Annotated in this window: 23 protein-coding genes, 1 CRISPR repeat array and 2 riboswitches; of the genes, 11 read left to right on the top strand and 12 right to left on the bottom strand. The window is 49.1% G+C overall.

The annotated features are described in order from the left end of the window. Window positions 1-33: 33 nt before the first annotated feature. Both BZG83_RS11305 and BZG83_RS11300 read right to left on the bottom strand, forming a co-directional pair. A complete protein-coding gene (locus BZG83_RS11305) occupies window positions 34-351 on the bottom strand; it encodes a type II toxin-antitoxin system RelE/ParE family toxin (protein WP_077480621.1) in 318 nt (105 codons plus the stop codon). Then, complete coding sequence (locus BZG83_RS11300) at window positions 348-596, bottom strand: type II toxin-antitoxin system ParD family antitoxin (protein ID WP_077480619.1); 249 nt, start codon at window positions 594-596, stop codon at window positions 348-350. Before BZG83_RS11300 ends, BZG83_RS11305 begins: the two co-directional genes overlap by 4 nt. A gap of 134 nt (window positions 597-730) precedes the next feature. Beyond that, window positions 731-1,479: direct repeats of the CRISPR family, unit length 28 nt; unit sequence TTTCTAAGCTGCCTGTGCGGCAGTGAAC. A 215-nt stretch (window positions 1,480-1,694) separates the two neighbouring features. On the opposite strand from BZG83_RS11300, the gene BZG83_RS11295 reads away from it, so the two are divergent. Then, window positions 1,695-1,976, top strand: a complete 282-nt coding sequence (locus BZG83_RS11295) for a TIGR03643 family protein (protein ID WP_077480617.1) — start codon at window positions 1,695-1,697, stop codon at window positions 1,974-1,976. Between the two features lie 321 nt (window positions 1,977-2,297). On the opposite strand, the gene BZG83_RS11290 is transcribed toward BZG83_RS11295, so the two are convergent. Beyond that, window positions 2,298-3,461 carry an amidase family protein gene (locus tag BZG83_RS11290; protein WP_077480615.1) on the bottom strand — a complete coding sequence of 388 codons (1,164 nt, stop codon included), beginning with the start codon at window positions 3,459-3,461 and terminating at the stop codon, window positions 2,298-2,300. A gap of 121 nt (window positions 3,462-3,582) precedes the next feature. Next, a complete protein-coding gene (locus BZG83_RS11285) occupies window positions 3,583-4,749 on the bottom strand; it encodes a J domain-containing protein (RefSeq protein WP_158074956.1) in 1,167 nt (388 codons plus the stop codon). Window positions 4,750-5,003: 254 nt separating this feature from the next. Beyond that, window positions 5,004-5,091, top strand: a riboswitch (glycine riboswitch). 2 nt (window positions 5,092-5,093) lie between these two features. After that, a riboswitch (glycine riboswitch) is annotated at window positions 5,094-5,173 on the top strand. A gap of 79 nt (window positions 5,174-5,252) precedes the next feature. Here BZG83_RS11285 and BZG83_RS11280 point away from each other — a divergent pair. Then, the gene (locus tag BZG83_RS11280) at window positions 5,253-6,656 is read left to right on the top strand and encodes an alanine/glycine:cation symporter family protein (RefSeq protein ID WP_077480611.1); all 1,404 of its coding nucleotides are present in this window, start codon (window positions 5,253-5,255) and stop codon (window positions 6,654-6,656) included. 119 nt (window positions 6,657-6,775) lie between these two features. Here BZG83_RS11280 and BZG83_RS11275 read toward each other — a convergent pair whose 3' ends face one another. Beyond that, window positions 6,776-7,453, bottom strand: a complete 678-nt coding sequence (locus BZG83_RS11275) for an HAD family hydrolase (RefSeq protein ID WP_241828289.1) — start codon at window positions 7,451-7,453, stop codon at window positions 6,776-6,778. Between the two features lie 306 nt (window positions 7,454-7,759). Between BZG83_RS11275 and BZG83_RS11270 the strand changes: the two genes are divergently transcribed. The 6 genes from BZG83_RS11270 to BZG83_RS11245 all read left to right on the top strand — a co-directional run bounded on the left by BZG83_RS11270 (window position 7,760) and on the right by BZG83_RS11245 (window position 13,518). Continuing rightward, on the top strand, window positions 7,760-8,344 hold the full coding sequence (locus tag BZG83_RS11270; RefSeq protein WP_069587020.1) for an FMN-dependent NADH-azoreductase: 585 nt from the start codon (window positions 7,760-7,762) through the stop codon (window positions 8,342-8,344). A 160-nt stretch (window positions 8,345-8,504) separates the two neighbouring features. Beyond that, window positions 8,505-9,926, top strand: a complete 1,422-nt coding sequence (gene sbcB, locus BZG83_RS11265) for an exodeoxyribonuclease I (RefSeq protein ID WP_077480623.1) — start codon at window positions 8,505-8,507, stop codon at window positions 9,924-9,926. A 200-nt stretch (window positions 9,927-10,126) separates the two neighbouring features. Next, the gene (locus BZG83_RS11260) at window positions 10,127-10,618 is read left to right on the top strand and encodes a winged helix-turn-helix domain-containing protein (protein WP_077480609.1); all 492 of its coding nucleotides are present in this window, start codon (window positions 10,127-10,129) and stop codon (window positions 10,616-10,618) included. A 73-nt stretch (window positions 10,619-10,691) separates the two neighbouring features. Continuing rightward, window positions 10,692-11,450 carry an ABC transporter substrate-binding protein gene (locus BZG83_RS11255; RefSeq protein WP_077480607.1) on the top strand — a complete coding sequence of 253 codons (759 nt, stop codon included), beginning with the start codon at window positions 10,692-10,694 and terminating at the stop codon, window positions 11,448-11,450. A gap of 182 nt (window positions 11,451-11,632) precedes the next feature. Next, window positions 11,633-12,529 (top strand): cytidine deaminase, encoded by an 897-nt coding sequence (gene cdd / locus BZG83_RS11250; RefSeq protein ID WP_077480605.1) that lies wholly within the window; start codon window positions 11,633-11,635, stop codon window positions 12,527-12,529. Window positions 12,530-12,618: 89 nt separating this feature from the next. Then, window positions 12,619-13,518, top strand: a complete 900-nt coding sequence (locus BZG83_RS11245; RefSeq protein WP_198536740.1) for a DMT family transporter — start codon at window positions 12,619-12,621, stop codon at window positions 13,516-13,518. A gap of 41 nt (window positions 13,519-13,559) precedes the next feature. Here the strand turns inward: BZG83_RS11245 and BZG83_RS11240 are convergent, their stop codons facing one another. Next, on the bottom strand, window positions 13,560-14,180 hold the full coding sequence (locus BZG83_RS11240) for a thiopurine S-methyltransferase (RefSeq protein WP_077480601.1): 621 nt from the start codon (window positions 14,178-14,180) through the stop codon (window positions 13,560-13,562). Window positions 14,181-14,436: 256 nt separating this feature from the next. On the opposite strand from BZG83_RS11240, the gene BZG83_RS11235 reads away from it, so the two are divergent. Beyond that, on the top strand, window positions 14,437-14,850 hold the full coding sequence (locus BZG83_RS11235) for a hypothetical protein (RefSeq protein ID WP_077480599.1): 414 nt from the start codon (window positions 14,437-14,439) through the stop codon (window positions 14,848-14,850). Window positions 14,851-14,874: 24 nt separating this feature from the next. Here the strand turns inward: BZG83_RS11235 and BZG83_RS11230 are convergent, their stop codons facing one another. Beyond that, window positions 14,875-15,282, bottom strand: a complete 408-nt coding sequence (locus BZG83_RS11230; protein ID WP_077480597.1) for a hypothetical protein — start codon at window positions 15,280-15,282, stop codon at window positions 14,875-14,877. Between the two features lie 300 nt (window positions 15,283-15,582). Then, window positions 15,583-15,945: a MarR family transcriptional regulator gene (locus BZG83_RS11225; protein ID WP_077480595.1), complete on the bottom strand. Its 363-nt coding sequence runs from the start codon at window positions 15,943-15,945 to the stop codon at window positions 15,583-15,585. A gap of 316 nt (window positions 15,946-16,261) precedes the next feature. Here BZG83_RS11225 and BZG83_RS11220 point away from each other — a divergent pair, with 316 nt between their 5' ends. Further along, the gene (locus BZG83_RS11220; protein ID WP_077480593.1) at window positions 16,262-16,945 is read left to right on the top strand and encodes a DUF2982 domain-containing protein; all 684 of its coding nucleotides are present in this window, start codon (window positions 16,262-16,264) and stop codon (window positions 16,943-16,945) included. 33 nt (window positions 16,946-16,978) lie between these two features. Here the strand turns inward: BZG83_RS11220 and BZG83_RS11215 are convergent, their stop codons facing one another. Continuing rightward, window positions 16,979-17,623 carry an MBL fold metallo-hydrolase gene (locus BZG83_RS11215; protein WP_069587035.1) on the bottom strand — a complete coding sequence of 215 codons (645 nt, stop codon included), beginning with the start codon at window positions 17,621-17,623 and terminating at the stop codon, window positions 16,979-16,981. A 313-nt stretch (window positions 17,624-17,936) separates the two neighbouring features. Between BZG83_RS11215 and BZG83_RS11210 the strand changes: the two genes are divergently transcribed. Then, complete coding sequence (locus BZG83_RS11210) at window positions 17,937-19,670, top strand: GNAT family N-acyltransferase (protein WP_077480591.1); 1,734 nt, start codon at window positions 17,937-17,939, stop codon at window positions 19,668-19,670. 91 nt (window positions 19,671-19,761) lie between these two features. Here BZG83_RS11210 and BZG83_RS11205 read toward each other — a convergent pair whose 3' ends face one another. The 3 genes from BZG83_RS11205 to BZG83_RS11195 form a co-directional block, all read right to left on the bottom strand. After that, the gene (locus tag BZG83_RS11205; protein ID WP_077480589.1) at window positions 19,762-21,501 is read right to left on the bottom strand and encodes a L,D-transpeptidase family protein; all 1,740 of its coding nucleotides are present in this window, start codon (window positions 21,499-21,501) and stop codon (window positions 19,762-19,764) included. Window positions 21,502-21,652: 151 nt separating this feature from the next. Then, window positions 21,653-22,750 (bottom strand): DUF1513 domain-containing protein, encoded by a 1,098-nt coding sequence (locus BZG83_RS11200; RefSeq protein WP_077480587.1) that lies wholly within the window; start codon window positions 22,748-22,750, stop codon window positions 21,653-21,655. After that, the coding region (locus BZG83_RS11195) for an imelysin family protein (protein ID WP_077480585.1) at window positions 22,740-23,707 on the bottom strand (968 nt) is incomplete at its 5' end. The genes BZG83_RS11200 and BZG83_RS11195, both read right to left, overlap by 11 nt.

Here is a 23,707-nt window from a genome sequence, read left to right as displayed (position 1 = left end):
AGATGTAAGTAATGATCAATCACAATAAGCGCACTAACCAATAGTGAAATGGTTAATAATGTCCATTTCTTTATGGGGAACACCAATAATATCAATCGCATGGCGTCGGATAAGATAAAAGACAAGATGTTGTCCTTCAGGAAAGCAGTAGTACCCGTTTTCGATGTCTATTCTATGCTGGCCTAGTTGCGGGTTCTCTGCTAGCCAGTTAAACCGCGTAGCTAGGCGCTTTAAATAAGTGTTACGCTGTGCTTTTCCCCATTTACGCTCAGTGTAACGACCAATATTTTTAAGATCATCACGTGCTCTGGGCGTAATACGAACCTGCTTTTTTGTTTGGCTCGCCGTCAAGATTCTGCGTCCAAGTCGTTAATCAGTTCATCCATTGAAAAATCATCGACAAACGTGTCACTTGCTGCCTGTCGAGCCCCCTCATCAAGATGTGCGCGCAACACATCCAGTTTGGTTTTGCGTTCCTCAAGCGTGCGTAATGCATCACGAACAACCTCGCTAGCAGAGCCGTAACGGCCACTTGCTACCTCGTTTTTAATAAACACTTCCCAGTGCTCCCCTAAACTTAAACTTGTTGTTGCCATAACTATCGCACTTATTCATAAATATGAATAATGAATATAGCGCTTTTTTAAGTGACTCCCAACTTTTTCACTCATATTGATTCAGCCGAACGACGTTAGGTATATAGCAGCACACAAGAGTTCTCATTCAATCCTTTCTAAGCTACCTATGCGGCAGTGAACAAAGCAACCCAGTGCTGAGCCTGTGCTTGAAATTTCTAAGCTGCCTGTGCGGCAGTGAACATGCCGTCGACATCACCAAGGAAGCGGCCGGATTTCTAAGCTGCCTATGCGGCAGTGAACTTTAGCTTGCGGGTGTTTTCATCCGCACTTTCTTTTCTAAGCTGCCTATGCGGCAGTGAACCATCTTTGTACAGCGTGACGCTGTACAATCCTTTTCTAAGCTGCCTATGCGGCAGTGAACACCAAAAAATTTGTAGCGGGGTTAATAAGTATTTTCTAAGCTGCCTATGCGGCAGTGAACAGAAGTTGTCCATCACTTCAATCACGTCACCATTTCTAAGCTGCCTGTGCGGCAGTGAACCACGGCGCAGCGCATCCACGTCGTGAACATCTTTTCTAAGCTGCCTGTGCGGCAGTGAACGACCGAATCCTTGTCGCGCAGGTCCATGATCATTTCTAAGCTGCCTGTGCGGCAGTGAACAATCCGCAAGATTCAGAATACAACAAGCTGAATTTCTAAGCTGCCTATGCGGCAGTGAACACCAAAAAATTTGTAGCGGGGTTAATAAGTATTTTCTAAGCTGCCTGTGCGGCAGTGAACTAAATCACCCTCTATCGACTCTTTAAACATTTTTTCTAAGCTGACTGTGCGGCAGTGAACATTAGGCAAAAAGGTTTACGGAAAAGGGGCGTTTTCTAAGCTGACTGTGCGGCAGTGAACAATAGAATAACTTAATAATCGTCAGTGACAACAGGCCGTTAGGTTAAAAATGGACTTTTACCCTTGTTAAAAAGGGCCTTTCGTAACTAGCTGTATTTATTGTTTATTTTTAAATGGCCAAAAAATAAGGGTCATAACGGGTTTAGGCATCTCCCCTTATTGATCCACGTGGCTCGACTTATCCGTATCTATCGCTCTACTACGAGGAGGAGCGTATGCAACTGACCGACCCGGGTGACTTAGACCGGATTATTGAAATGGCGTGGGAAGATCGAACTCCTTTTGAGGCGATTGAAACACTATATGGTCTGCGACAAAATGATGTCATTGCACTGATGCGCCGTGAGTTAAAGCCGCGCAGCTTTAAAGTATGGCGAGAACGTACAAACGGGCGTAAAACCAAGCACAAAGCGCTGCGTTCAGCGTCTGTGGGCCGCAGTCATTGTAAAAGCCAATATAAAGTAAAATCGTCTAACGGTAAGGCTAATCGTAGATAAAAATGATGTCACGACGAAGCGTCTGAGTGGTTAATTGATCGTCTCTGTCACGTTATGGAAACGTGACAGTCAAATTGTCACTTTCTACTGGCGCTTAGTCTGTGCTTCAACCCCAAAGCCAATCTAACTCACAGCTTTATTTTTCAAACAGTTATGCGTTAAAAACAACACTAATCCAACTACTTATCCACAGTTTCTGTTGATAGTAAATCGACATCGGATAACTTATTTAGCCTTTAAATATCAGCAAGTTAATTGCATAAAATACAATTTTATAGAAATTTCTTGACGACAGCGTGGCTAAAGATTCTAGAATCAAGCTTAGCCGACCCAACGGTGTGCTACTTCCATCAATAACTTATCTTTGTTGGGGTGTGCCAGCAATGTGACACCGTAAGGGGAGTCTTGGTGGCTAAATAATGGCAAGGTTAACTGCGGTAGCCCACAAACATCGGCCAGCGCCATAAGGCGTCTTTGCGCCAAATTAAAGATGTCGCTTTGCTCTTGGCCTGCGTCTCTTGGCAAGATCTCGCCCGGTGTGGACGGTAAAATTAACACTTTATCACTTGGCCACATCGCACATACCGTATCCCTAAGTTGCTTGCGCGTTTTTTTCGCTTGGAAATGGTCTTTGTAAGTAATTGCTTGAAGGCGAGCCAAATAGCTTTGTGTGGAAGATGGCAAGTCCAGCTTTTGCTTTTCCAGCCATTCTTGATAGACCAGCAAAAACTCATGGCTGGCAATGGCAACTTGTGCGTTCTCAATTCGTGTTAAAACCAGTTTGTTCATCGCCAGTGTGGTTTCATGCGGTAAAGGTAACGCATCCAATTTTTTGTAGAAACAATCCATTGCTTCATCACTGTAGTAAAGTGCGAAGATAGGTTCCGCCAACACAACGCCGACAATGTTTTTGATCGCCGTTGAAGGTTTCGCCACCAGCTCTTGGAACTGGCTAATTGGCGCTAATGCAGCACTACAGACGCCCGGGTTATCAAACGTTTCTGCCGCAGGTAACAAACCACTCGCGTCGATGAGTCCTGGCGTGGGCCGATAGCCAAATAAGCCACAATGTGCCGCTGGAATGCGTACACCGCCGAAAGCATCATTACCAAGGCCTAAGTGAGCCAGTTTTTTTGCGACTGCGACAGCAATCCCTGCATTACTGCCGCCGACGCGATACTTACGGTACTTTGGATTGCGAAGCTCAGCGTAGAAAGGATTGAGGCCGGTAATGCTAAAGGCAAGCGGATCCACTTGCAGTTGGCCAATTAAATTGGCGCCTTGGGTCATCATGGTGTGCAGCACCGCCGCATCTTTGGCCGACTCAGTGCGCCCTTCCGACCATGCAGGAATACCGATCCCCGACACCAAACCTTCTACCGCTACAGAGTGAGAAACAGCAATGTGATAACGCCTGAATACCCCACCGCCGCTATCCTGACGAGGTGGATCATACCGATGTGCAAACATGGCTTGGTCTAACATTGGCGTTCCTTATCACAAGATCAATCGAGCCTTATTGATCAGTGTAATACAGGCGCGACACATCAGACGCCTGAGTTGGGCGGTAAACCATGTCGATGCAAATGAAAGTGTTACTGGTTTTTTAAAAGTTTGCCGCTGTCAGCCCTGGTGCTCGTTGACACGATTGTTCAAACGCACTGAGTTGAGGGGCAAGATCCTCACTGACAAAGGTATCGTCAAATATTTTCACTTTGCGGGCGAGCTGCCAACTGTCGATCGAGGCGCCTTGGCCGTAGGGAATTGCATACACATGAAAGTGTTGCCGCTGAGTAATGTAGTCAAGGTTTGGCGGTACGCGTAAAGGTTGATAAGTGGTATTGAGGTAGACGTAAAACTCCCCTTGGCAATTGGCTACCACATACGAACCTTGCTCACTGCGTAACGCGAGATAAGGTTGTGGCACTTTATCAAACTGGCTTACATGCCATTGATTCGCTGTTGCAGTTAGCTGGATCATCGGTGCTGTCGGCATGGACGCACGCGAGTCGCTTACCTGCGGTGTTGGTGTTGATACAGGCGCCGTGGTTTGATTGTTCTCCAACGGTTCGACAATTCTGACACGTTGCGCCACCTCTGGAGCTGACTGGCCTAACAACGTCCTCATCATGCTTTGCCAGTGGCTTGTCGGCAGCATCAGCACTGCAATCACGCCCCAAGAAGCCAATACCCAACGCCATGCTAAGCCGGGCTTTGCGGCTTTTAGCGTTACTGGTGTCGCTTTGTGTTTGAGCTCGGTTTCCAGTTGTTCAACCTGAGATAATGCCTGTTTTAATTCTCGATTGAGCTGTTTGCTCTCTTTCTTGTCACTGTCATGTTGCTTTGATAATCGCTGATGCTGCTCTTCTAAGACATGATGTTGCTTTTCCAACTTCTGATAGTGCTCCCGCCATTGGCGATTATCAAACTCCAGCTTGGCAATTTTCGCGGTCAGGTGCGCGGGGATTTGGTTGTTCGCTTGGCGGGCTCGTAAGGTTCGATTCTCTTGCTGCAATGCGGCGAGTTCTTTTTGTAACCGCGCCACTTGGCTACGCAATGCTGCCGTGCCACCAGCAGATTGTTGACTGTCGAGCGGGCTGTGATCGCCCTTGCCACTTTTAACCGCTTGATACGCTTCACTGACAAGCTGCATCAACCCTGTGCTTCCGCCTTTATCTGGATGCACGCGAATCGAAAGTTGACGATAGCGTTGTTTAATTTGCTCAGCGCTTTCACTGGCGCCAACGCCTAAAAGTTCGTTCCAAGTGGTCATATCAGGGCCCATCGTTACGGCTTCGTCTTGCAAACTCAATCACAAGGTGTTGATCCGTGTTATCGGCATACGGTCACATTTATTGAGCATTCATCGGTCGAAATTTCAGTATAGCCAGCACCGCACCGTTCACAGATAAAAGTTTAAAGAGTGCAAATTTTGCGCACTTCTTTAGTTGATAGAACTGTTTATTCATTTTTGCATTGCATTCATATTTCTGTGATCTATCATACTTACCGCAATATGACGTTCCGATGAAGACAGCAGGAGAGAGGTGGCATTCGCCATCCGCCGAAGAAGTAAATCTTTCAGGCACTTAAATGTATGGACTGCTGTTGGAGGAGCCTCTGGAGAGACCCGTTAAGTCGGGCGCCGAAGGAGCAAGCTTGTTTTCAAGTGAAACTCTCAGGCAAAAGGACAGAGGAGATACCCACCCCAATATGTAGCACTTTTGTTAATATTAGTGTGGCTTATCTCCTCCTTTGATGTTTAAAGGGGGATAAATGCAATTTCTAACTCAACTACCGGATATACCATCACTTCTCGCCACCATTGACGACTGGATATGGGGCCCACCGCTATTACTACTGCTCACCGGAACCGGACTGTTCTTTACCGTACGGTTAGGGTTGATCCAGCTACGCCGTTTACCTTTTGCACTAAAACAAATTTTTAAACCGGCAGATGCTTCAACCAAAGGCGATGTTTCTGGTTTTGCGGCTTTATGTACAGCATTGTCCGCGACTATCGGAACAGGAAATATTATTGGTGTCGCCACCGCTATCGCGTTGGGTGGACCAGGCGCCCTATTCTGGATGTGGCTAGCCGCGTTTTTAGGCATGGCAACCAAATACGCAGAATGCTTACTGGCAGTGAAGTATCGCGAAACCGACCACAAAGGCAATATGCTGGGCGGGCCGATGATGTACCTTTCTAAAGGGGCTGGACAACCGCTGTTGGCAAAGCTGTTCGCGCTGTTTGGATTAGGCGTCGCCTGCTTTGGTATTGGCACCTTTCCGCAAGTTAACGCCATCAGTAGTGCCGCCACTCACCTGTTTAATATTCCCACCGTGGCGGTTGCAGGCATCTTAACCGTACTGGTCGCCCTCGTAACCATTGGCGGGGTAAAGTCGATTTCCGCTGTGGCCGCCAAAATCGTTCCCGTAATGGCGGTATTCTATGTGGTCGCGTGTTTATGGGTGCTCGGGGCGAACATTGAACAACTCCCACACGCCGTCGCGCTGGTCTTTGAGTCCGCGTTCACGGGAATGGCAGCAACCGGCGGTTTTGCCGGTGCGGGGATGATGCTTGCGATTCAAGCCGGTATTGCACGCGGCGTATTTTCTAATGAGTCAGGACTGGGCAGTGCCCCTATCGCCGCGGCTGCAGCCAAAACCGATTCTTGCGTTGAGCAAGGCCTTGTTTCCATGACCGGTACTTTTATCGATACACTGGTGATTTGTACCATGACGGGCCTGACCCTCATTCTGACCCAATCATGGTCAGGGGAGCTGGCGGGGGCCGCGATGACCTCCCATGCCTTTGCGGTCGGTATGAAGAGCAGTATTGGGCCGATGCTGGTGAATATTGGCCTGTTATTTTTTGCCTTCACCACTATTTTAGGCTGGCATTACTACGGCGAGCGTTGTGTCGCTTACTTGTTCGGAAAGCGTGCGATCTATTTGTATAAAATCATCTTTATTGGATTGATTGCATCAGGATCCTTTATTCATCTGAACACCATTTGGATCCTTGCTGATATCGTTAATGGCTTAATGGCGATCCCGAACCTGATTGGCTTGTTGTTACTTCGCCATGTGGTGATCAACGAAACGCGCGCGTACTTCAATCAAGAGGCGGCGAGCCCAGCCCGTGCAGAGCATACCACTTGCAGCCAAGTGCATTAATTTGCTGCCAAGGAGATAAGTAACTCGTTAACCGCTTGGCAACGCTCAACAGCAAACGTAAAAAAGCCGGTGAGTGCACCTCACCGGCTTTTACGTATTACTCAACAGGCAGTAATGGCTTACGCAAACTTCACCGCGTCGGTTTCTTCTATCCCTAAACGCCCTAGAATGGCGCGTGAATTAACAAAATCGTTGATTCGGGTGTGGTGTTCCACTTTATCCCCTACCGCGACGAACTCATAATCCAGTGATTGGGTCGCCTGTTTGTCCCATACCCCGTCACCAAAATAAATTCGGCGATCAAACTGCACGCCATAATCTTGCTTGGCGCGGAACGCCGCGAGTGCCATCACTTCACTACGGCTCATCGCATCAGAGCATGATGAGAATACGATACCATCGACATTAAAACCGGCGGCCTTTAACTTCATCCGTGCAGTTTCTTCCCAGCCGCCCGTCGCAATGGCAAGGGCGACAGAGGGTACTTGACGCATCTCATTGATAAACTCGACCGCGCCCGGAATAGGTGCCATGCCTTTTTCCGCAATGGCGTGCGCGAGCTTTTGCATAAACACACGTTTCACTTCTCGGAAAATGGTGATCTTTTCTTTTTTCAGGTCGTTTTTATCGATGAGTTCTTCAATGATACCTGCGTCGGTGATGTTGGTGTATCCCCCCCAATCATCAGGTACCGTTAGTCCCGTCACAGCAAAAATAGCTTCACTAAAACACTCGTGGTCCATGTGGCAGCTATCTACCAGCGTACCATCCACGTCTAACATAAATAGATTTTTCACGCGCTATTCCTCAAATCCCGTTGCGTCCACACAAGCACACGGCTTGTTGATTTGATTGTGGCGCTTCCCCAATGCAAGCTGTCTATACGACACAACGGCCATTATAACATTATTTTTACATTTTGGACGACAGCCGAGCGCAATCATACGCCCCTGCTTGCTAACTGCCAATGCTCACTCGAAAAGTTGTTACATCAACGAAATTTTTGAACAAGTTTGACGAATCCTTGACGTGGTGTTTTTACGCCCAAACTCTACACTAACCAAGGTCGAAACATGCAGACCGTTAATTTAAAGGAGAACGTAATGAAAGCGCTTGTCATCAAATCAAGTATTCTTGGCCCCCATTCTAGCTCGAACGCCGTAATCGATGGCGTGGTGAACAACCTATCACCTGATTCTTTGGTTGAGCGTGACTTGGCAGCCAACCCATTGCCGATCCTTGACGGCGAGCTTGCCGGTGGCCTTCGTGGCGGCAGTGATCTGAATGAACGTCAGCAGCAAACGTTGGCGCTTTCTGACCAACTGATTAACGAGATCCAACAAAGCGATACGCTAATCATCGCCGCCCCTATGTATAACTTCACGGTGCCCGTGCAACTGAAAGCGTGGATTGATCTTATTGCCCGTGCTGGCGTGACATTTCGCTATACCGAAAATGGCCCTGAAGGCTTGGTGACAGGTAAGCGCGCTATCGTTGTCACCACGCGAGGCGGGATGCACAAAGGCGGTAACACCGATCACGTGACAGGTTATATGCAAACCGTACTTGGTTTTATTGGTATTACAGACGTTGAGTTTGTGTACGCGGAAGGTCTCGCCATGGGTGAAGACTTGGCCAGCAAAGCCATTGACGATGCAAAACAGCAGCTCAAAAAACTGGCTTCTTAATCGCAAAAGACCCACTGTTTGGTGTAAACGCCTGCCAATGTGTAGGCGTTTAGGTTAGCGCGCGCGAGGATTGGTGATCCGCGACGCCAATGTTACCATGTGCGGTCTAACGCAGGTGGTTGAGCCTGCTTTCTTTTCTTTGATCAGATTGGATGCGATTGTGACCGACACCGCCCAGCCAACGTTTTTTATCTACGACTTTGAGACCTTTGGCACCCACCCGGGTAAAGACCGCCCTTGTCAGTTTGCCGGCGTGCGCACTGATAGCGATTTCAACGTTATTGGCGAGCCCTTAGTGCTGTTTTGTCAGCCACCGAATGATTATTTGCCCGCACCAGAAGCCTGCTTAATCACCGGGATCACACCACAGTTAGCGGTGAAAAAAGGCTTACCTGAGCCCGAATTTATCGCCCGTATCCATGAGGCGATCTCTCAGCCAAATACCTGTGTCTTCGGATATAACAATGTACGCTTTGATGATGAGGTGACCCGCTACACGTTGTACCGTAACTTTTATGATCCGTACGGTTGGAGTTGGCAAAACGGAAATTCACGGTGGGATTTACTCGATGTGATGCGCGCTTGCTATGCGTTGCGCCCCGAGGGTATTGAGTGGCCGCTCGATGAAAATGGTAAGCCAAGCTTTAAGCTAGAAAAACTGTCTGTTGCCAACGGCATTGAGCATAGCAATGCGCATGATGCTATGGCGGATGTATACGCCACCATTGAGCTCGCCAAAAAAGTAAAAGCTGCGCAACCGCGTTTATTTAATTATTTACTGACCCATCGTCATAAAAACAAAATCAAAACCTTGATTGATGTGGTGAATATGACCCCACTGGTTCATGTCTCGGGTATGTTTGGCACCGAGCGAAGCAACACCAGTTGGATCGTGCCGGTTGCTTGGCATCCTGAAAATCCCAATGCGGTGATCACCATTGATTTGGCGCGAGACCCAGCACCTCTTTTTGAGCTAGATGCCGATGCGCTGCGCGAGCGTTTGTATACGCCTCATCACGCACTCGCGGAGGATGAATTACCTGCACCACTGAAACTGGTTCACATCAATAAATGCCCGATCTTAGCCGATGCCAAAACGCTACGTCCGGAAGATGCTGCGCGCTTAGGGGTAGATCGCGAAGCCTGCTTGCGTCATCTAAAAGCGCTAAAAGCCGCACCAGAGCTAAGAGAAAAACTGGTTGCCGTCTTTGCCGAATCAAAACCTTTTGACGATCAAGACGTCGATAGTGCCCTATATGCAGGTTTTTTCTCGAAAAGCGATCAAAGTGCAATGGAAATTATTCGTGCGCGCGATCCTGAAAACCTTGCCGCGCTCGATTTGAGCGTCGATGACTGGCGTATAAAGCCGCTGCTGTTCCGCTATCGCGCGCGTAATTATCCGTGGACACTGACTGACGCTGAGCAGCAAAAGTGGTTTATGCACCGTCGCGACTATTTCGAGACCCACCTGCCCGCATACATGGAAAACTTACAGCAATTGGTCGACGCCCATCAAGATGACGAACACCAGCTGAAGATCCTTAAAGCGGTGTACCACTATGTGGAATCCTTGGTCAGTTAATTTTGCTTCCCTTGCCGTGGTGCCATCTGAGCCGCTGGCAAGGGAGTCACCTCCTATACTATTGATAGATAATCATTTTTAAATATTTCCTCACACGCTGCCCAACTTCGCCTACCAAAAAAAACGTCCATATTCTAGTTGCAGATCCGTGATTTGAGTCCACACTTTTAAAAAGAGTATCGTGTGGAGTGGGCTCAATCATGACAACCAAAGTGAATACGCGCTGTTATCGATTTGCGGATGTTGATTTCGAACCAGAAAGCAGAACCTTATATTGGACCGACCAAACCATCACGGTACTGTCCTACGAAGAGTCACGCATGCTAGAAATGCTTTGTTACTACGCGGGAGAAGTGTTATCCAGCCGCACGCTGTTTAAGCAAGTCGCGTTACCGGATAGCTCGTTTGCGCAGCACCAAAGTGTGGTGACGTCTTTAATGGCAAAATCCTATCGTAACGGCAAAAAATGCTTGCCATTCGAAGTGGTGGGCGAGTTTGGCTACCGCGTTGCCCTACCCCAACAAACCCTGTCGCACCGACCCGCACCGAGAGCGCAACCACAAGCCGATGAGACACCATCGCTCGCCAAGCCAGATGATTTACAAGCGGCAGACTTTAGTATCACCAAACCACTGATCGTATTACTTAGCGCTGCCAGTGTGATTATTGGCATTACAGCGTTGCTCACTTAGGAGTTTTATTCTTGTGGGCTAGCGAGCACACAACATCTGCTCGCAAGCTTTTTATCAGTAGAATGGAGGCGACATGGCAAAACATTTGTTGCTATTGCTACTCTACATTACTCTTCTGTCGGCCCCTGCCGCATGGGCACAGAGCGGCACCAATCATCAAAACGGTGTACCACAAACACTCGTGATCCATATGGGGGAACTGCCAGGTCTGATTCAACTTGACGGGTCAGGGCCTTTCGTGGATTTTGTGCGCTTTCTCGATGCGCAAGATCCGAACGTACAAATCGACATTGAAGTTTTTCCCATTCATCGCGCGATTAATGGCATCGTACAGGGCAACGCCGATTTAATGCTACCTGCCGTGCGTCCAACGAAAACAGTCACCGATTTACCGTTTGCATTTAGCAGCGAATCGTTTGGCGATGTTACCCATGTTTTGTATACCAACAAACATAAGCCGCTACCGGTTGATGTCCTTTGGGCTAATCCCGAGCGTTACACGATCGAAGCCGTGCCCTACTACATGCCATTTAAAGTCACACGCTCCCACAGTATTACGCAATCTTTACGTCGCCTTGCTGCAGGCCGTATTGACGGATTCGTGTGGGCGCAAGAAGAAGCAGATTTAATACTCAAACAGTTAGGATTAACAAATATTCGTCGTGCTCACTTCGCTGATTTTCAAGATGTATTTGTGATCCCTAAGGGAGAGAAAGGTGAGGCTATTGATGCCTACCTCACTGCGTTGATCACACGCCTGCGTGAAAATGGCACGTTAGCGCGTGAGTACTATAAAGTTCATCGCCCTTACGTGGATTGGCAGCCTGAATAGCAACCTGCACACTTGTATTTAAAAGCAATCATAGTGACTGTATTTACAGGCTTAAAAATGTTGACGTCACTCTAAGTTTGAGCAACAAGATCGTATTTGCATCCTATGCGTGACATTACTCACACATTTATCAAAATCGCTTCTCTACACTGATAGGCCGTTAACCATTTAGAAGTGATGCTATGCGAACCGCACTCATTGACGCACTGACACAATTGCCAGACTCACTACAGAGCACCGTCTCGGAATGGCTTCACGCATCGGCGTTTGATGCGACCTTTACGCCCGCGCAAGTGGCAGACATGGAAGCCGCAAGTGGCCTGTCTGGCGCGGCATTGCGCCTTGCTTTGCTCCCATTAGCCGCAGCTTATGCGGTGACACCCATTTCTCGTTTTAATGTAGGGGCGATTGTCAGAGGAGAAGATGGCACTTTATACCTAGGTGCAAATATCGAACTGACTGGCGTTCAACTTGGACAAACCGTGCATGCAGAGCAAGCTGCGATCAGCCACGCATGGACCAAAGGGGCGACGCGCTTAACCGACATCACCATTAATTACAGCCCTTGCGGTCACTGTCGTCAGTTTATGAACGAGTTAAATGGTGCTGAGGACTTAGTGATTCAACTGCCTAAATCGGACGCTAAATCACTGCACACTTACCTTCCCGAAGCATTTGGCCCTGCCGACCTCGGTATTGAAGCGCGACTGCTTACCGACCAAACGCAAGGCTTAACGGCAGACGATATTGACGATCCTCTGCTTAAACAAGCCGTTGAAGCGGCGAACATTAGCCATGCGCCTTATTCCAGTAACTACAGCGGTGTCGCGATTGAAACAAATGACGGTCATGTGTTTAAAGGAATGTATGCTGAAAATGCGGCCTTTAATCCGAGTTTGCCTCCACTGCAAGTTGCTTTAATTGCCGCCAATATGGCGGGTTACTCGTGGGATCAGATTGCCTCTGTGGCTTTAGCCGAAGTGGTGAACAGCACCGTGAGCCATTTGGCCGACACCCAAGCGAGCTTGGATGCCATTAATCCCGACATTCCCTTGTTATATGCAGGGTTAAGAGCTTAATACAAAACATCAGGCCGCATTGATTTCTAGTCGCTCTGCGGCCTATTTTGCGCTACTATCCGAGCATATTTTTTCGGATAACCACAGCGATGAAACAAATTCATAATCCCATCCAAGGTGCTGTTTGGATGTTGATCGCCGGCCTCTGTTTTGCGCTGGTTAATAGCCTCTCACAATACGTCAGTTTTAAACTCGGCCTACCGTCGACCACCGTCGCCTTTATTCAATATGCGATCGCACTGGTTGCGATGATTCCTTGGCTAAAACAGTTGGGTATGCGTCAAGCATTAAAAACACAGCATTTAGGAAAACACTGTCTGCGCGTGTTTATCTCGGTGATTGGTATTCAACTTTGGCTGTGGGCCCTCGCCTATCCTGTACCGATTTGGCAAGGTATTGCTCTGCTTATGACTTCCCCCTTATTTGCCACTATCGGATCTGGGTTATTTTTACGCGAACGTGTTGGTATCGCTCGCAGCCTAGCAACTCTCGCGGGCTTCTGTGGTGCGATGATTATCTTAGAGCCTTGGTCAGACGGATTTACTTGGGCTACACTCTTGCCTGTCGGTGCCGCGTTTTTTTGGGCCACTTATTCGTTGATGGTCAAACGATTATCAGCCTATGATCCGCCAACAACCATGGTGGTCTACTTGTTACTCTTGATCACGCCCTTTAACTTATTGCTTGCCGTTCCGGATTGGACGCTACCAGCGAGTGCGACAGCGTGGTGGATGCTAATCGGGGCTGGCTTGCTCACCGCCTTAGCTCAATGGGCGATAGCCAAGGCTTATGCCGTTGCAGATGCCTCATTTGTTCAGCCGTTTGATCACGCCAAATTGCCGTTAAATGTGTTATTTGGCTGGTTAGTCTTTAGTTGGATTCCACCCGGTCGGTTATGGTTAGGGGCCGGCATTATTATTGCCGCCGTGTTCTTCATCACGCACTGGGAATCCCGCCAGTATCACGCCACTAAAGCCAAACCGGCGTAGCGCACTCGATAGAAAAAGGGCCATCAGGCCCTTTTTCTTTATCATGATTTACCGGCTTGAATCAGCCAGACTTGCTCCCCTCGATCACCACAGGGTTCGGTACAGGTATCGAGCAAGGTCACTTCCATCCCTTGATAGGCCTGCCTAACCAAGTGTTCATCCATGGAGAATGGCGGATGATCATCACTTTGCGGATAAAACAGAGTGATAAGCAATATGCGACCGCCTGGGGCCAGTAAGGAAGTGACGCGATCCACATACTGCTGACGCATCGATGGTGGCATTGCCACTAGCGCCGCCCGATCATAAATTAACGGTGCCGGCTGCAAACGCGCAGTGAAAAAGTCACCACTGATCAACTCTAACTCATCAAAGCAATAGTGCGTATGTCCAGAGGGCGCCGTAAACACTTGCGGTGTGTAAAGGTTTTCAGAGAAAAAAGCGCGCACGGCGATATCACTAAGCTCTACCCCAACCACGCGCTCGTGACGCTCGGCTAGCCAGTTCAGATCGATAGATTTACCACACAACGGAACCAGCACTTCCTCGTCCAAACGCGGGTTCAGTGCAGACCAATACGCCATCAACATGGGGTGTACGCTATCGCGATGAAAGCCAATTTGATTTTCGGCCCAACGTTGATGCCAAAACTCTTGCTCCATGCTCTCTCCGACTCTATTCAAAAGTCCTTGATTATATCTGAATTCCCTGACGATGCAGAGAGGTGGCCGGTCCCTGCCCCTACAAAACAGTGTCGTTTTGTTCACGAACGCTCCTTGTTCGGCTATCGCCTTTCCGATCACAACACGATAGAGATAACGATCCTGATCACAAATTAATCATCAGGCAACTTGCCAAAGTTCAGTTTTAATAATACTGTTCGTTTATACAGTATTGATTATATATACAGGCATTAGCATGTACACGACATCATCACTTACCAATATTACGCCCGTACATCACGCAACCAATACCGCGCCGTTAACACACACCGCCACGTATGCGATGCAAGATGTACGACAAACTCATTGGCAAGCGATGATGCGAGCATTAGCGCTCAAGGCACGACAGCCCAAATGGATCACTGTCATCAATCCACCGCGTACATTTACGGCCAAACATCTTCAGCAATGGGGAATTCATCCTGATCAGGTGAGAGTGATCCGCAGCCGCAACGGTTATGATGACTGCGCACTCGTGGAAGGTGCTGTGAAAGCCAATACCTCTTGCGCTGTGTTGGCCTTTTCACCACAAGCCGAGCAAATCACTCACTATGAAACAGGTACACAGTGGGTGGCATTTGTAAATCCAGCCGTGTTGCACTGCCATTGAAGCAATCCGCTGAGACACTAAAGATTAGACAGCGGGAAAAGTGAGGCGTACCCACTCACGATTTTCGTTGCTGTATTCCAACAGTGCCCCCGTTTGGTCGCTAATCGCTTCCATTTGACGATACTCCAGCGCATAGGGCATCAAAATGGTCAGCTCGCGAATATTTTGTTGCTGAGCCAATTTAGCTAGGCGCACCAAGTTAACCGTATCTGTATTGCGAAATGATAGTACCTGTGCCGCTTGCTGATGCAAACGATCTTGGGCAGTCAATGCCTGTTGGGCGTGATGCTCAAGCACCGTATTAAATGCGGGCAACAAACTGCGAAATATATCAACGAACGTCCAGTTGGGCTGCTGTTCTTCACATAAAAAATGGGTGTAGTCGAAAACGACTTCAGTCGGTGTTTTCAGCTGGGTAGACAGCACTTCCATGGCTTTACCTCCAGACAAAGAAAGAAAACTGACGTCCCTCTACTATATGCAGTTTTAAACAGATGTCTGGAAGATCATACAGTATTTTGCGTCTGATCAAGCTTTAATCACGCGAATGCGTAATAATGACAAGATTTCTTAACAATAAAAGAACAATTCAATGAAAAATAACTGCATTATTCACGTTATTGCCACATGAAAATAAGAAAAGCGTATAAGGAAGGTAGGTGGAGTGAGTAACCCGCTTAAACGCTAATAGTATCGACGCCATCAGCAGCTTAAGCGGGCCAGCAAATGCGATTAACAGGCTTTGTAGATAACCTTGTTAGATGCCACTTGCACACGCTCCACAACACCCTCTTCGGTGAGTTTTTTCAGCGCGCCTGTCGCCCAAGAGGCGGCTTTGCTATCTTCTTGACCGGCAGCTAAACCGATGCCTTTCGGGTTAATCCCTTCTGGGTTGGCTTGTACAATATCAAGCACTTGCTGTTGCTTTGGCGTGAGTGACACTGACACGCTTGCAGCAGCTGCTGGCGCGACAGCAGGTGCAGGCTTCGCTGCGGCAACTGGCTGAGTTTTAACTGGACGCTGACGCGCTGGCGACGCTGCCTTTACACGCTTGTTCAGTTTGAATTGTACCTTACGCTTGTGAGAGATTTTCATTCAATCATCCTACTCCGATGCACTACGTTCAGAGCCTCTGAATGCAGCGGGTGAAAAACAAAGCGCGTTTTATACCAAATTTTGACGCTCTTTTGTAGGTAAGTGTGCCCGAGTACGCGTAAAGATCGTGATATTCCGCGACAAATGTTTACCAATCCAGTGTTTTTTAGGCAAACTAATCAGACACTTTCCACGTATACTGGTTAAAAGAAGAGACGTTTTCGACTCGAGACTTAGTGTCGCTAGTTGGCGAATCCACCCGCAAAGTGAAGCGCCGACATCGCTGATTTTTTACCCACAGGTTGCACGTAGGATCATGGACACGCTAAAAACGGTTAAAATCTATCCTCCGCAATTTGAAGCCGCACGATGGAGCATGCTCGCAGCCATGGCGGTTGCATTCGGGTTAGTGTGTTTTTTTCTGATCCAACCTACTTTGTCATTCGGCCAAGGCGTACTGGGATTAATCGCTATCATCGCCATTTTTTTCGCCATCAATAAATTGCTACAACGCGTACAACTCTCCTTTTCCCTCTCTTTTATGCACCTGCAGCATCATAGTTTTCGTGGTGGTTGGGCATTGAAGTGGAAAAATATCGCAGCCATCGGTATTCCTCAGGTTTATCGGCAAGAAGGGATCAGTGAGCCTCTCCCTTGGGTGGGGATTAAAATCAAGCACTATGACGCTCTTCTCGAGGGGATCAGTCTGCGTATGGTCACACACATTATTATGACTCAGCGCGCGCTGTTAATTACCGCCTATCGCCGAGCCCCCAGTAAGCCCAGTAAACCACTTGAAGATATGATGTTTGACGATACGCCATATCTCGGAGAAAACGGTATCCTATACAAAGGACTGATGGCGATGCTCGCCAATCGCATGCGCTATACACGCGAGCTTCTTGGCTATGACATTTTCGTCAGTGAGGATTTATTGGATAGGCCGTTGGAGGATTTTGTGGGCGTGACGCGACGCTATCTCGCCGCTGCTCAAGATTGAACAGCGACGAGCGCAACTACCTATCGAACGGTGCTAAAACGCGCCGGTCAGGAAGGGGTTGGTTTGTCGCTCATGCCCTAACGTGGACGTCGGGCCATGACCCGGAATGAAAGTCACATCGTCCCCCACCGGCAATAAGGTGTTTTTGATGGCATTGATCAAGGTTGCATGATCCCCTTTAGGAAAATCAGTACGACCAATCCCGCCATTGAATAGCACATCGCCAACCCACGCTGTACGGCCTTGCTCGTCCACAAAAACGATATGACCTGGCGTGTGGCCCGGAGTAAATAATACCGATAATTGTCCTTCTCCAACCGTCACCGTATCGCCTTGTTCCAGCCATTGGTCCGGCTCAAACGGCTCGGCGTGCGCAAAGCCAAACATCTGCGCCTGTGCAGGCAAGGCTTGCAGCCAAAATGCATCTTCTTTATGCGGCCCAATCACTGGAATATCTAACGCTTTGGCAAGCTCAACCGTTCCACCCACATGATCAAGGTGACCGTGGGTTAGCAAAATTTTCGTTACTGTAACGTCAAGTGCATGAATCATTTGGCGCACTTTCGCAATATCACCACCCGGATCGACAACGGCGGCTTGCTTGGTTTTATCACACCAAATGATGGAGCAATTTTGTTGAAATGCCGTAACAGGCACAATCTCGTAATGCAACGCCATGAGAGATCCCTTTTATTCGCGAGGCCGTGTCACACACAACCGTCTCTGTCTACGCTAATGAATATGGACCTCACTATGCCACGCTGTCATGAGTTTGCAACTGTGCTGCCAAGCCGTTGTCACCTTTCCTACCTAGCATTGATGCCTATACGGTTATGGTGACCCCCACCAACCATAGATAGCGGCTATTTTGTGATCTTTACCGCGTTATGTGCGATGAGTTCGCACTAAAGACTGTGAGGATGTAAGCAAATGTCGTTTTTAACGTCTAACCAAACAGTGCATAAGCACGGTTTTGGACGCAAGGTTGACTATGTTTGATGTTGATAAGGTATTAGCTTCGAATTACCCCAAACTTGAGCAACGCGCGTGGCTTAAACGCCCCATGATTAAAACGTTGCGACGGCTGTTACACGAGCAGGAATTCCACGAATTCGCCCAGCGTTATCCTCACCTACAAGGGTTTGAGTTTGTCGAGCAGGTACTGGATTACTTTAATTTCAGCTATCGCGTCAGTGATCGCGAAAAAGAGCGCATTCCTGAATCGGGGCGCGTAGTCATTATCGCCAATCATCCGATTGGGTCGTTAGACGGCTTAGCACTGCTAAAAATGGTGCGTTCAGTACGTCCTGATGTGAAAGTGATCGCGAACGAGCTTCTTATGCAAATTACTCCTTTGCATTCGTGTCTGCTCCCCGTCAACAACATGGGCGGACGCACCCCCAAAGAAAATCTCCAAAACATCAACCAATGGCTCGATCACGACGGCGCGTTAATTATCTTCCCTGCCGGAGAAGTGTCACGCGTCGCGCCTTCTGGCATTAAAGATGGTCCATGGCAACAAGGCTTTTTACGGATGGCGACCAAAGCCAAGGCTCCTATCCTTCCTATTCATGTTGATGGACGAAACTCTGCCACCTTTTATGGCGCGTCCATGGTATATAAACCCTTGTCGACCTTACTCTTGGTAGAGGAAATGTTCCGCCAAGAGAATAAAACCATCGTCTTTACCATTGGTGAAATGATCCCACACCATAGCTACAGCGCTAGTGCTAACCTCCCGGTGAGAACGAGAGTTAAGCTATTTCACAAACACCTCTACCGATTGGGAAAAGGTAAGCCCGGTTTATTCCCCACCGAAGCTGCAATTGCCGCTCCTGAACCGCGTTTAGATCTCAAGCGTGCGCTAGAAACTAGTGAAAAGCTGGGAGAGACCCCCGATGGTAAGTTGATCTTTCTCATAGACTATCAAGCCGACTCACCCATCATGCGAGAAATTGGGCGTTTACGCGAAGTCGCCTTTCGCGCTGTCGGAGAAGGGACGGGAGCTCGACGCGATCTCGATAAATTCGATCAGCATTATTGGCACCTTGTACTCTGGGATCCGGTCGAGCTGGATATTGTCGGTGCTTATCGGCTGTGTGACACCCAAAAAACCTTGGCAGCTCAAGGAATAGAGGGGATCTACAGTGCTAGTTTGTTCGACTTTGAGCAAGGTATGCAGCCCTTTCTTGCACAGGGATTGGAACTCGGTCGCAGCTTTGTGCAGCCTAAGTATTGGGGCAAGCGCAGTCTCGACTATCTATGGCTTGGTATTGGTGCCCTGTTAGCCCAGCGTCCTCAGTATCGATACTTATTTGGCCCAGTGACTATCAGCAACGCCATGCCACAAGCGGCCAAAGAGTTGCTGATCTTTTTTTACCGTACCTATTTTGCCGGTGACAGTGATTACGCACGCTCTAAACGCCCCTACCGTTTGGCAGCCGCGAAAGAGAGTGAATTACTTGCCCATTTTAGTGGCGATGATTATCAGCGTGATCTCAAACAGCTCAAAATGCTATTGGATCACCTTGGCGTCGGGATCCCGACTTTGTACAAGCAGTACAGTGAGTTATGCGAGCCTGGCGGCGTACAGTTTTTAGATTTCGGCGTCGATCCGGACTTTGCCGACTGTATTGATGGTTTGGTCCTCGTTGATTTAACCAAGCTTAAAGCCAAACGCTATCAGCGCTATATCGCCCCTCATTTGGCCCATCAAACCGAATAGACCTCAGCGTTTTGCAGCGGCGCGACACCCTCGTGCCGCTTAGCCTCAGTCATCTATATAAAGACCGCGCGCTTCTGGATGTTTATTAGGACTATTGAGTATGTTCGTTTTGTTGCAGCGGTCGCTGCTGGGTTAAATAACTCGGCTCCCGCGTCGTGACATCTCGATTAGGTTTGGTGTCATAGGCGTAAACATCATCTCGAAATGCAACGCGCCCGTCTTCCGTCACCCACGCCGTTTGATATATGGTTTGTACGGCGAGTGGACGACGCAAACTGATCCACTTAGTTTGCGTCGCATCCAGATAGGTTTGATAGTCGGTCAAACGTTGCCCTGACAAATCGAGCAGTACATTGGCTAGCTCCTCGGCATATTCTACGCGAATACAGCCGGAGCTAAACGCGCGGCGTGATTTACTGAACAAGCTACGTGCCGGTGTATCGTGTAGATAAATCGCATTGCGATTAGGGGTGTTAAATTTAAATCGTCCTAAGGCGTTTAGCTTGCCCGGCGCTTGCTGCAGGCGGTAAGGAAAACCATCAACCCGCACTTGCTGCCAGTCAATGGTGGTCGGATCGATGCTTTGATCGCTGTGCCAATCAGGCAGAATTCGATAATGATTTTGGCTGAGGTAAGACTCATCACGCGCTAGTTTTGGCAAAATGTCCCGTCGCACGATGCTTTGTGGCACGTTCCAGCTGGGGTTAAGCACCACCGAATCAAGCCGAGAAGAAAATAACGGTGTACGTCGCGATGTGCGTCCGACCACGACCTTACTTTCAAATACACTTTGGTCATCAAACCATAATGTCATCCGATAATCGGGAATATTGACCACAATACGATTCGGCTGATCATCGGGCCATAGGCGAAGCCGCTCAGCGTTGAGCGCAAGCAATCGAATACGGTCTTGCGCATCACGATTTAACCATCGAGCTGTCGATGGACCAATGATGCCATCCACCGTCAGTCCATGTTGCCTTTGGAATTCGCGCACGGCCGCCAACAAATCTCCGCCATAACGAACACTGTGCCCATCAATCGCTTGTAGTCGTTGATCTTCCCCCCAAAACCCTTGTCGCCGCAGATTTTCTACCAAATTCAACGCAAAGGTTGTCGCAACCGCCTCATTGGGTCTGACTAATCCGTTTAATGCCACCGTTGGCCACAGTTGGTTCGCATCTTGTTGTAGCCGGATAATTTCGGTCACTAACGCGCGATATTGCTGATTAGCCGGGCGGCGATGGTATAAAAAGGCGTACAGCGTATGGTCTAACCCAGCCTGAAATACCTGTTCCCGCATGGGCAAAGCAGGCGCTGGAAGTGGCGCGCGATGTTGAGCGCCAAAAAACCATTGTTTTCCTTTCTGGGGAATAGCCGCCTGATAGCTGAGTAAGGCATAAAGTGTATCGGTCGCAAACACGTCGTAAGCCAAATCTTGGCCTTGCTCGCGAAGCTGGCGTAATTGCCATGCTCGCCATTCAAACTCGGGGCTGATCCCAGCAAGTGAAATGACGTTAACTTGTGTTTCGAGTTCATAGCGCGCATCGTCTCGCTCCCACAGCAAAACGAATCCATGTTCCAGATAGTCACGCGTGAGTAGGTCAGGATAGGCAAGCACAGTGGCATCCGGCGCGGCCGCTTGCAGCCAATCTCGGGCATGCTGATAGGCGCGTTGATGATGCTCATCGGCAGACAAAGACTGTCCGGCTGATTCGGTCAAAAACCGCACACTGCCACTGCTGTTAGGCGATGCCGCATGGACAGGCGATAAGAATAAGCTGAATACAATCAGAAGGTTAGCCAAATAGGCGTCCGGCCTTATTTTCATACACACCTCCTACTCCATGCTTTAATTATGGCAAAATTTCGCCTGACAGAAGCAAAATGATAGTCTGATTTTGATCGCTTTGTGGCAGGAATATGGCACAAAAAACGGCAGCAAAACGATGCTGCCGATATTTGATTTTACCCGAGCAAGATTACACCAGTGTTATCCAGTGGTTATCCCAACGCACCGGTGTCATGTGATAATCCGGCGTGTGTGCGGTATTCAGCGTGACCATTTTTCCTCCTCCAGAGCTGAGGTTGATCACATCGCCATCGCGACTCGCCCCGGACGCATCGACCAACGGGTGAAGACCGATCATCTCGCCACTGTCGAGTGACCAGATCCCATAACAATTTCCTCGCGGAGAGGTCGCCACAATCCAACCATTTAAGGTCGCAATACTGGCAACATAATTGTTAAATCGCGCCCACTGCTCTGGTTCTGCAGTGAGCTGTCGCATGGGCTCGCCGCGACGATGAATCGCGACCAAAGGCGCATTATCATCGCCGTGATACTGTTGGCCGGTGGCCACATAACCATCATGAGACACCATAAGATGGCGAATACTGAGCTTTTTATTCGCCAACGCGGCACGCTCAACGACTTCACCACTGGCAATGTCGAGATAGACTAACGCGGGCTGCATTTCATTGATGTTCAATACCGTACGGCCATCTGTGTGCATACCGCCCACACCCACCACCAGCGTTTGCGCATCGTACAAAGCGATTTCATGGGGCCCAATACCAAAACCACTGATCTCACGCACCTTGCTCACTTGACCGTCGGGTGACAAGCGATACACACCGATCACGCCTTCACTGGTTTGGCGTTTTCCTTCTGTGGTATACAGCCATTGGCCATCGTCAGAAATAGCACCGTGGCCATAGAAATAACGATCCGGCTCGGCATCAACTTGTGACAACGTCACCCCACGCTGATAATCAAAAACCTGCATGAAATCACCGGGACGGCGCGCGAAGGCCACGGCCAAACTGCCTACATGGCGACGCTGGGCTGCGACACCATGGCCACGATCTGGTAACGGCAGACGAAACAGCGGCTGGCCGGTATCATCAGCGCCCACCACCGCGTAAGAGCCATCCATGCTCAAGGCACAGCCCAGCAAGGTGCAGGCCTTTTGCGATTCTTTTTCGCTACAGCCTGCCACTAAGCTCACGACGGAAGGAAGCGCCGCGCCCATTAAGGCCGCTTTAAGCAAACGGCGACGTTTAAGACTAGTCTCCATCGGTGGCATTAAACCCTACAACGATACCCAAATCTTGCGCGACCTGCCCATTTAGCACTAACTTGAGGTATTCCAAGTTATTGTACACTGTGAGCATATCGCGATACCCGTCAACGCTATTAAGGCGCTCAAACAGTGGCACCCCGTCCGTCGGCACACTGTCATAGGCAAGCTGCCAATGCTCGCTAACCCGATCTGCGATCTTTTCAAAACCACGCTCGCGCAGTGCCTGCTCAATACCACCATCAGCATGGTACATCGCCTGCATCGCTTTAATACTCTCTCCCAATAGCGCTAACGAATGGCGAGAACGCCATGCTTCGCCTTGGTACGGGTTGGGAAAACCCGGCTTACCCAATGGGTTTGAAAGCTTCTTCATTACGTAATCTAACTGGTGGGTCAATGCACCAAGTTTTTCCGCCATCGCCATCGATGGGGGCATGCCCTGCCACGGATTTTGCTGCCAAGCCTCATTCAAGGCACTGGCAGTTTGCGATAATCGGCCACTCACCGCTTTCGCGAGCTGACATTGTTTGGCATCACGCATGTCCGCTTGGGCGTCATAAAGCAGCCATTCCATTGCACCAACACCTTGGACCGCGACGCTTTGCTCGGCCAAGTCATTCGCTTGCCATGTTTTATCGGTAGCAAGCAACGCATTGATTTTACGTCCGGTGGTGTTTTTCTTGTCCGGATAGAATTGGATGCGCCAACTTTGTGCGAGCGCTTGCTCCGAGCCCTTTTCTACCCCTTGTAGCGGCATCCATGCCGCCATTGTGGTTTGCCATGCCGCACGAGCCTCTGCCACAGTCGCGCGATCATCACATACCGCTGCTGTGGTTGAGGCAAGTTGCGCTGCCGTTTGTTTAAAATGCTCACTACGTTGTTTTTGCAGCTGCCACAAGCCATGATTAGGCCCTGTCTCAGTTTGGGATAAACATCCCGTTAGCCATAGCG

The organism is Salinivibrio sp. PR919 (assembly GCF_001995355.1).
Taxonomy (GTDB): Bacteria; Pseudomonadota; Gammaproteobacteria; order Enterobacterales; family Vibrionaceae; genus Salinivibrio; species Salinivibrio proteolyticus.
The sequence above is the reverse complement of the archived record's forward strand: the minus strand, read 5'-3'. Positions and strand labels throughout refer to the sequence as shown.

Bases quoted from the DNA above. Each gene is read 5' to 3' on its own strand.
- BZG83_RS11230 (WP_077480597.1), bottom strand. From the start codon at position 15,282: ATGGAAGTGCTGTCTACCCAGCTGAAAACACCGACTGAAGTCGTTTTC.
- BZG83_RS11260 (WP_077480609.1), top strand. From the start codon at position 10,127: ATGACAACCAAAGTGAATACGCGCTGTTATCGATTTGCGGATGTTGAT.
- BZG83_RS11280 (WP_077480611.1), top strand. From the start codon at position 5,253: ATGCAATTTCTAACTCAACTACCGGATATACCATCACTTCTCGCCACC.
- BZG83_RS11215 (WP_069587035.1), bottom strand. From the start codon at position 17,623: ATGGCGTTGCATTACGAGATTGTGCCTGTTACGGCATTTCAACAAAAT.
- BZG83_RS11300 (WP_077480619.1), bottom strand. From the start codon at position 596: ATGGCAACAACAAGTTTAAGTTTAGGGGAGCACTGGGAAGTGTTTATT.
- BZG83_RS11220 (WP_077480593.1), top strand. From the start codon at position 16,262: ATGGACACGCTAAAAACGGTTAAAATCTATCCTCCGCAATTTGAAGCC.
- BZG83_RS11200 (WP_077480587.1), bottom strand. From the start codon at position 22,750: ATGGAGACTAGTCTTAAACGTCGCCGTTTGCTTAAAGCGGCCTTAATG.
- BZG83_RS11235 (WP_077480599.1), top strand. From the start codon at position 14,437: ATGTACACGACATCATCACTTACCAATATTACGCCCGTACATCACGCA.
- BZG83_RS11290 (WP_077480615.1), bottom strand. From the start codon at position 3,461: ATGTTAGACCAAGCCATGTTTGCACATCGGTATGATCCACCTCGTCAG.
- BZG83_RS11240 (WP_077480601.1), bottom strand. From the start codon at position 14,180: ATGGAGCAAGAGTTTTGGCATCAACGTTGGGCCGAAAATCAAATTGGC.
- BZG83_RS11255 (WP_077480607.1), top strand. From the start codon at position 10,692: ATGGCAAAACATTTGTTGCTATTGCTACTCTACATTACTCTTCTGTCG.
- BZG83_RS11295 (WP_077480617.1), top strand. From the start codon at position 1,695: ATGCAACTGACCGACCCGGGTGACTTAGACCGGATTATTGAAATGGCG.
- BZG83_RS11285 (WP_158074956.1), bottom strand. From the start codon at position 4,749: ATGACCACTTGGAACGAACTTTTAGGCGTTGGCGCCAGTGAAAGCGCT.
- BZG83_RS11225 (WP_077480595.1), bottom strand. From the start codon at position 15,945: ATGAAAATCTCTCACAAGCGTAAGGTACAATTCAAACTGAACAAGCGT.
- BZG83_RS11270 (WP_069587020.1), top strand. From the start codon at position 7,760: ATGAAAGCGCTTGTCATCAAATCAAGTATTCTTGGCCCCCATTCTAGC.
- BZG83_RS11205 (WP_077480589.1), bottom strand. From the start codon at position 21,501: ATGAAAATAAGGCCGGACGCCTATTTGGCTAACCTTCTGATTGTATTC.
- BZG83_RS11210 (WP_077480591.1), top strand. From the start codon at position 17,937: ATGTTTGATGTTGATAAGGTATTAGCTTCGAATTACCCCAAACTTGAG.
- BZG83_RS11245 (WP_198536740.1), top strand. From the start codon at position 12,619: ATGAAACAAATTCATAATCCCATCCAAGGTGCTGTTTGGATGTTGATC.
- cdd (WP_077480605.1), top strand. From the start codon at position 11,633: ATGCGAACCGCACTCATTGACGCACTGACACAATTGCCAGACTCACTA.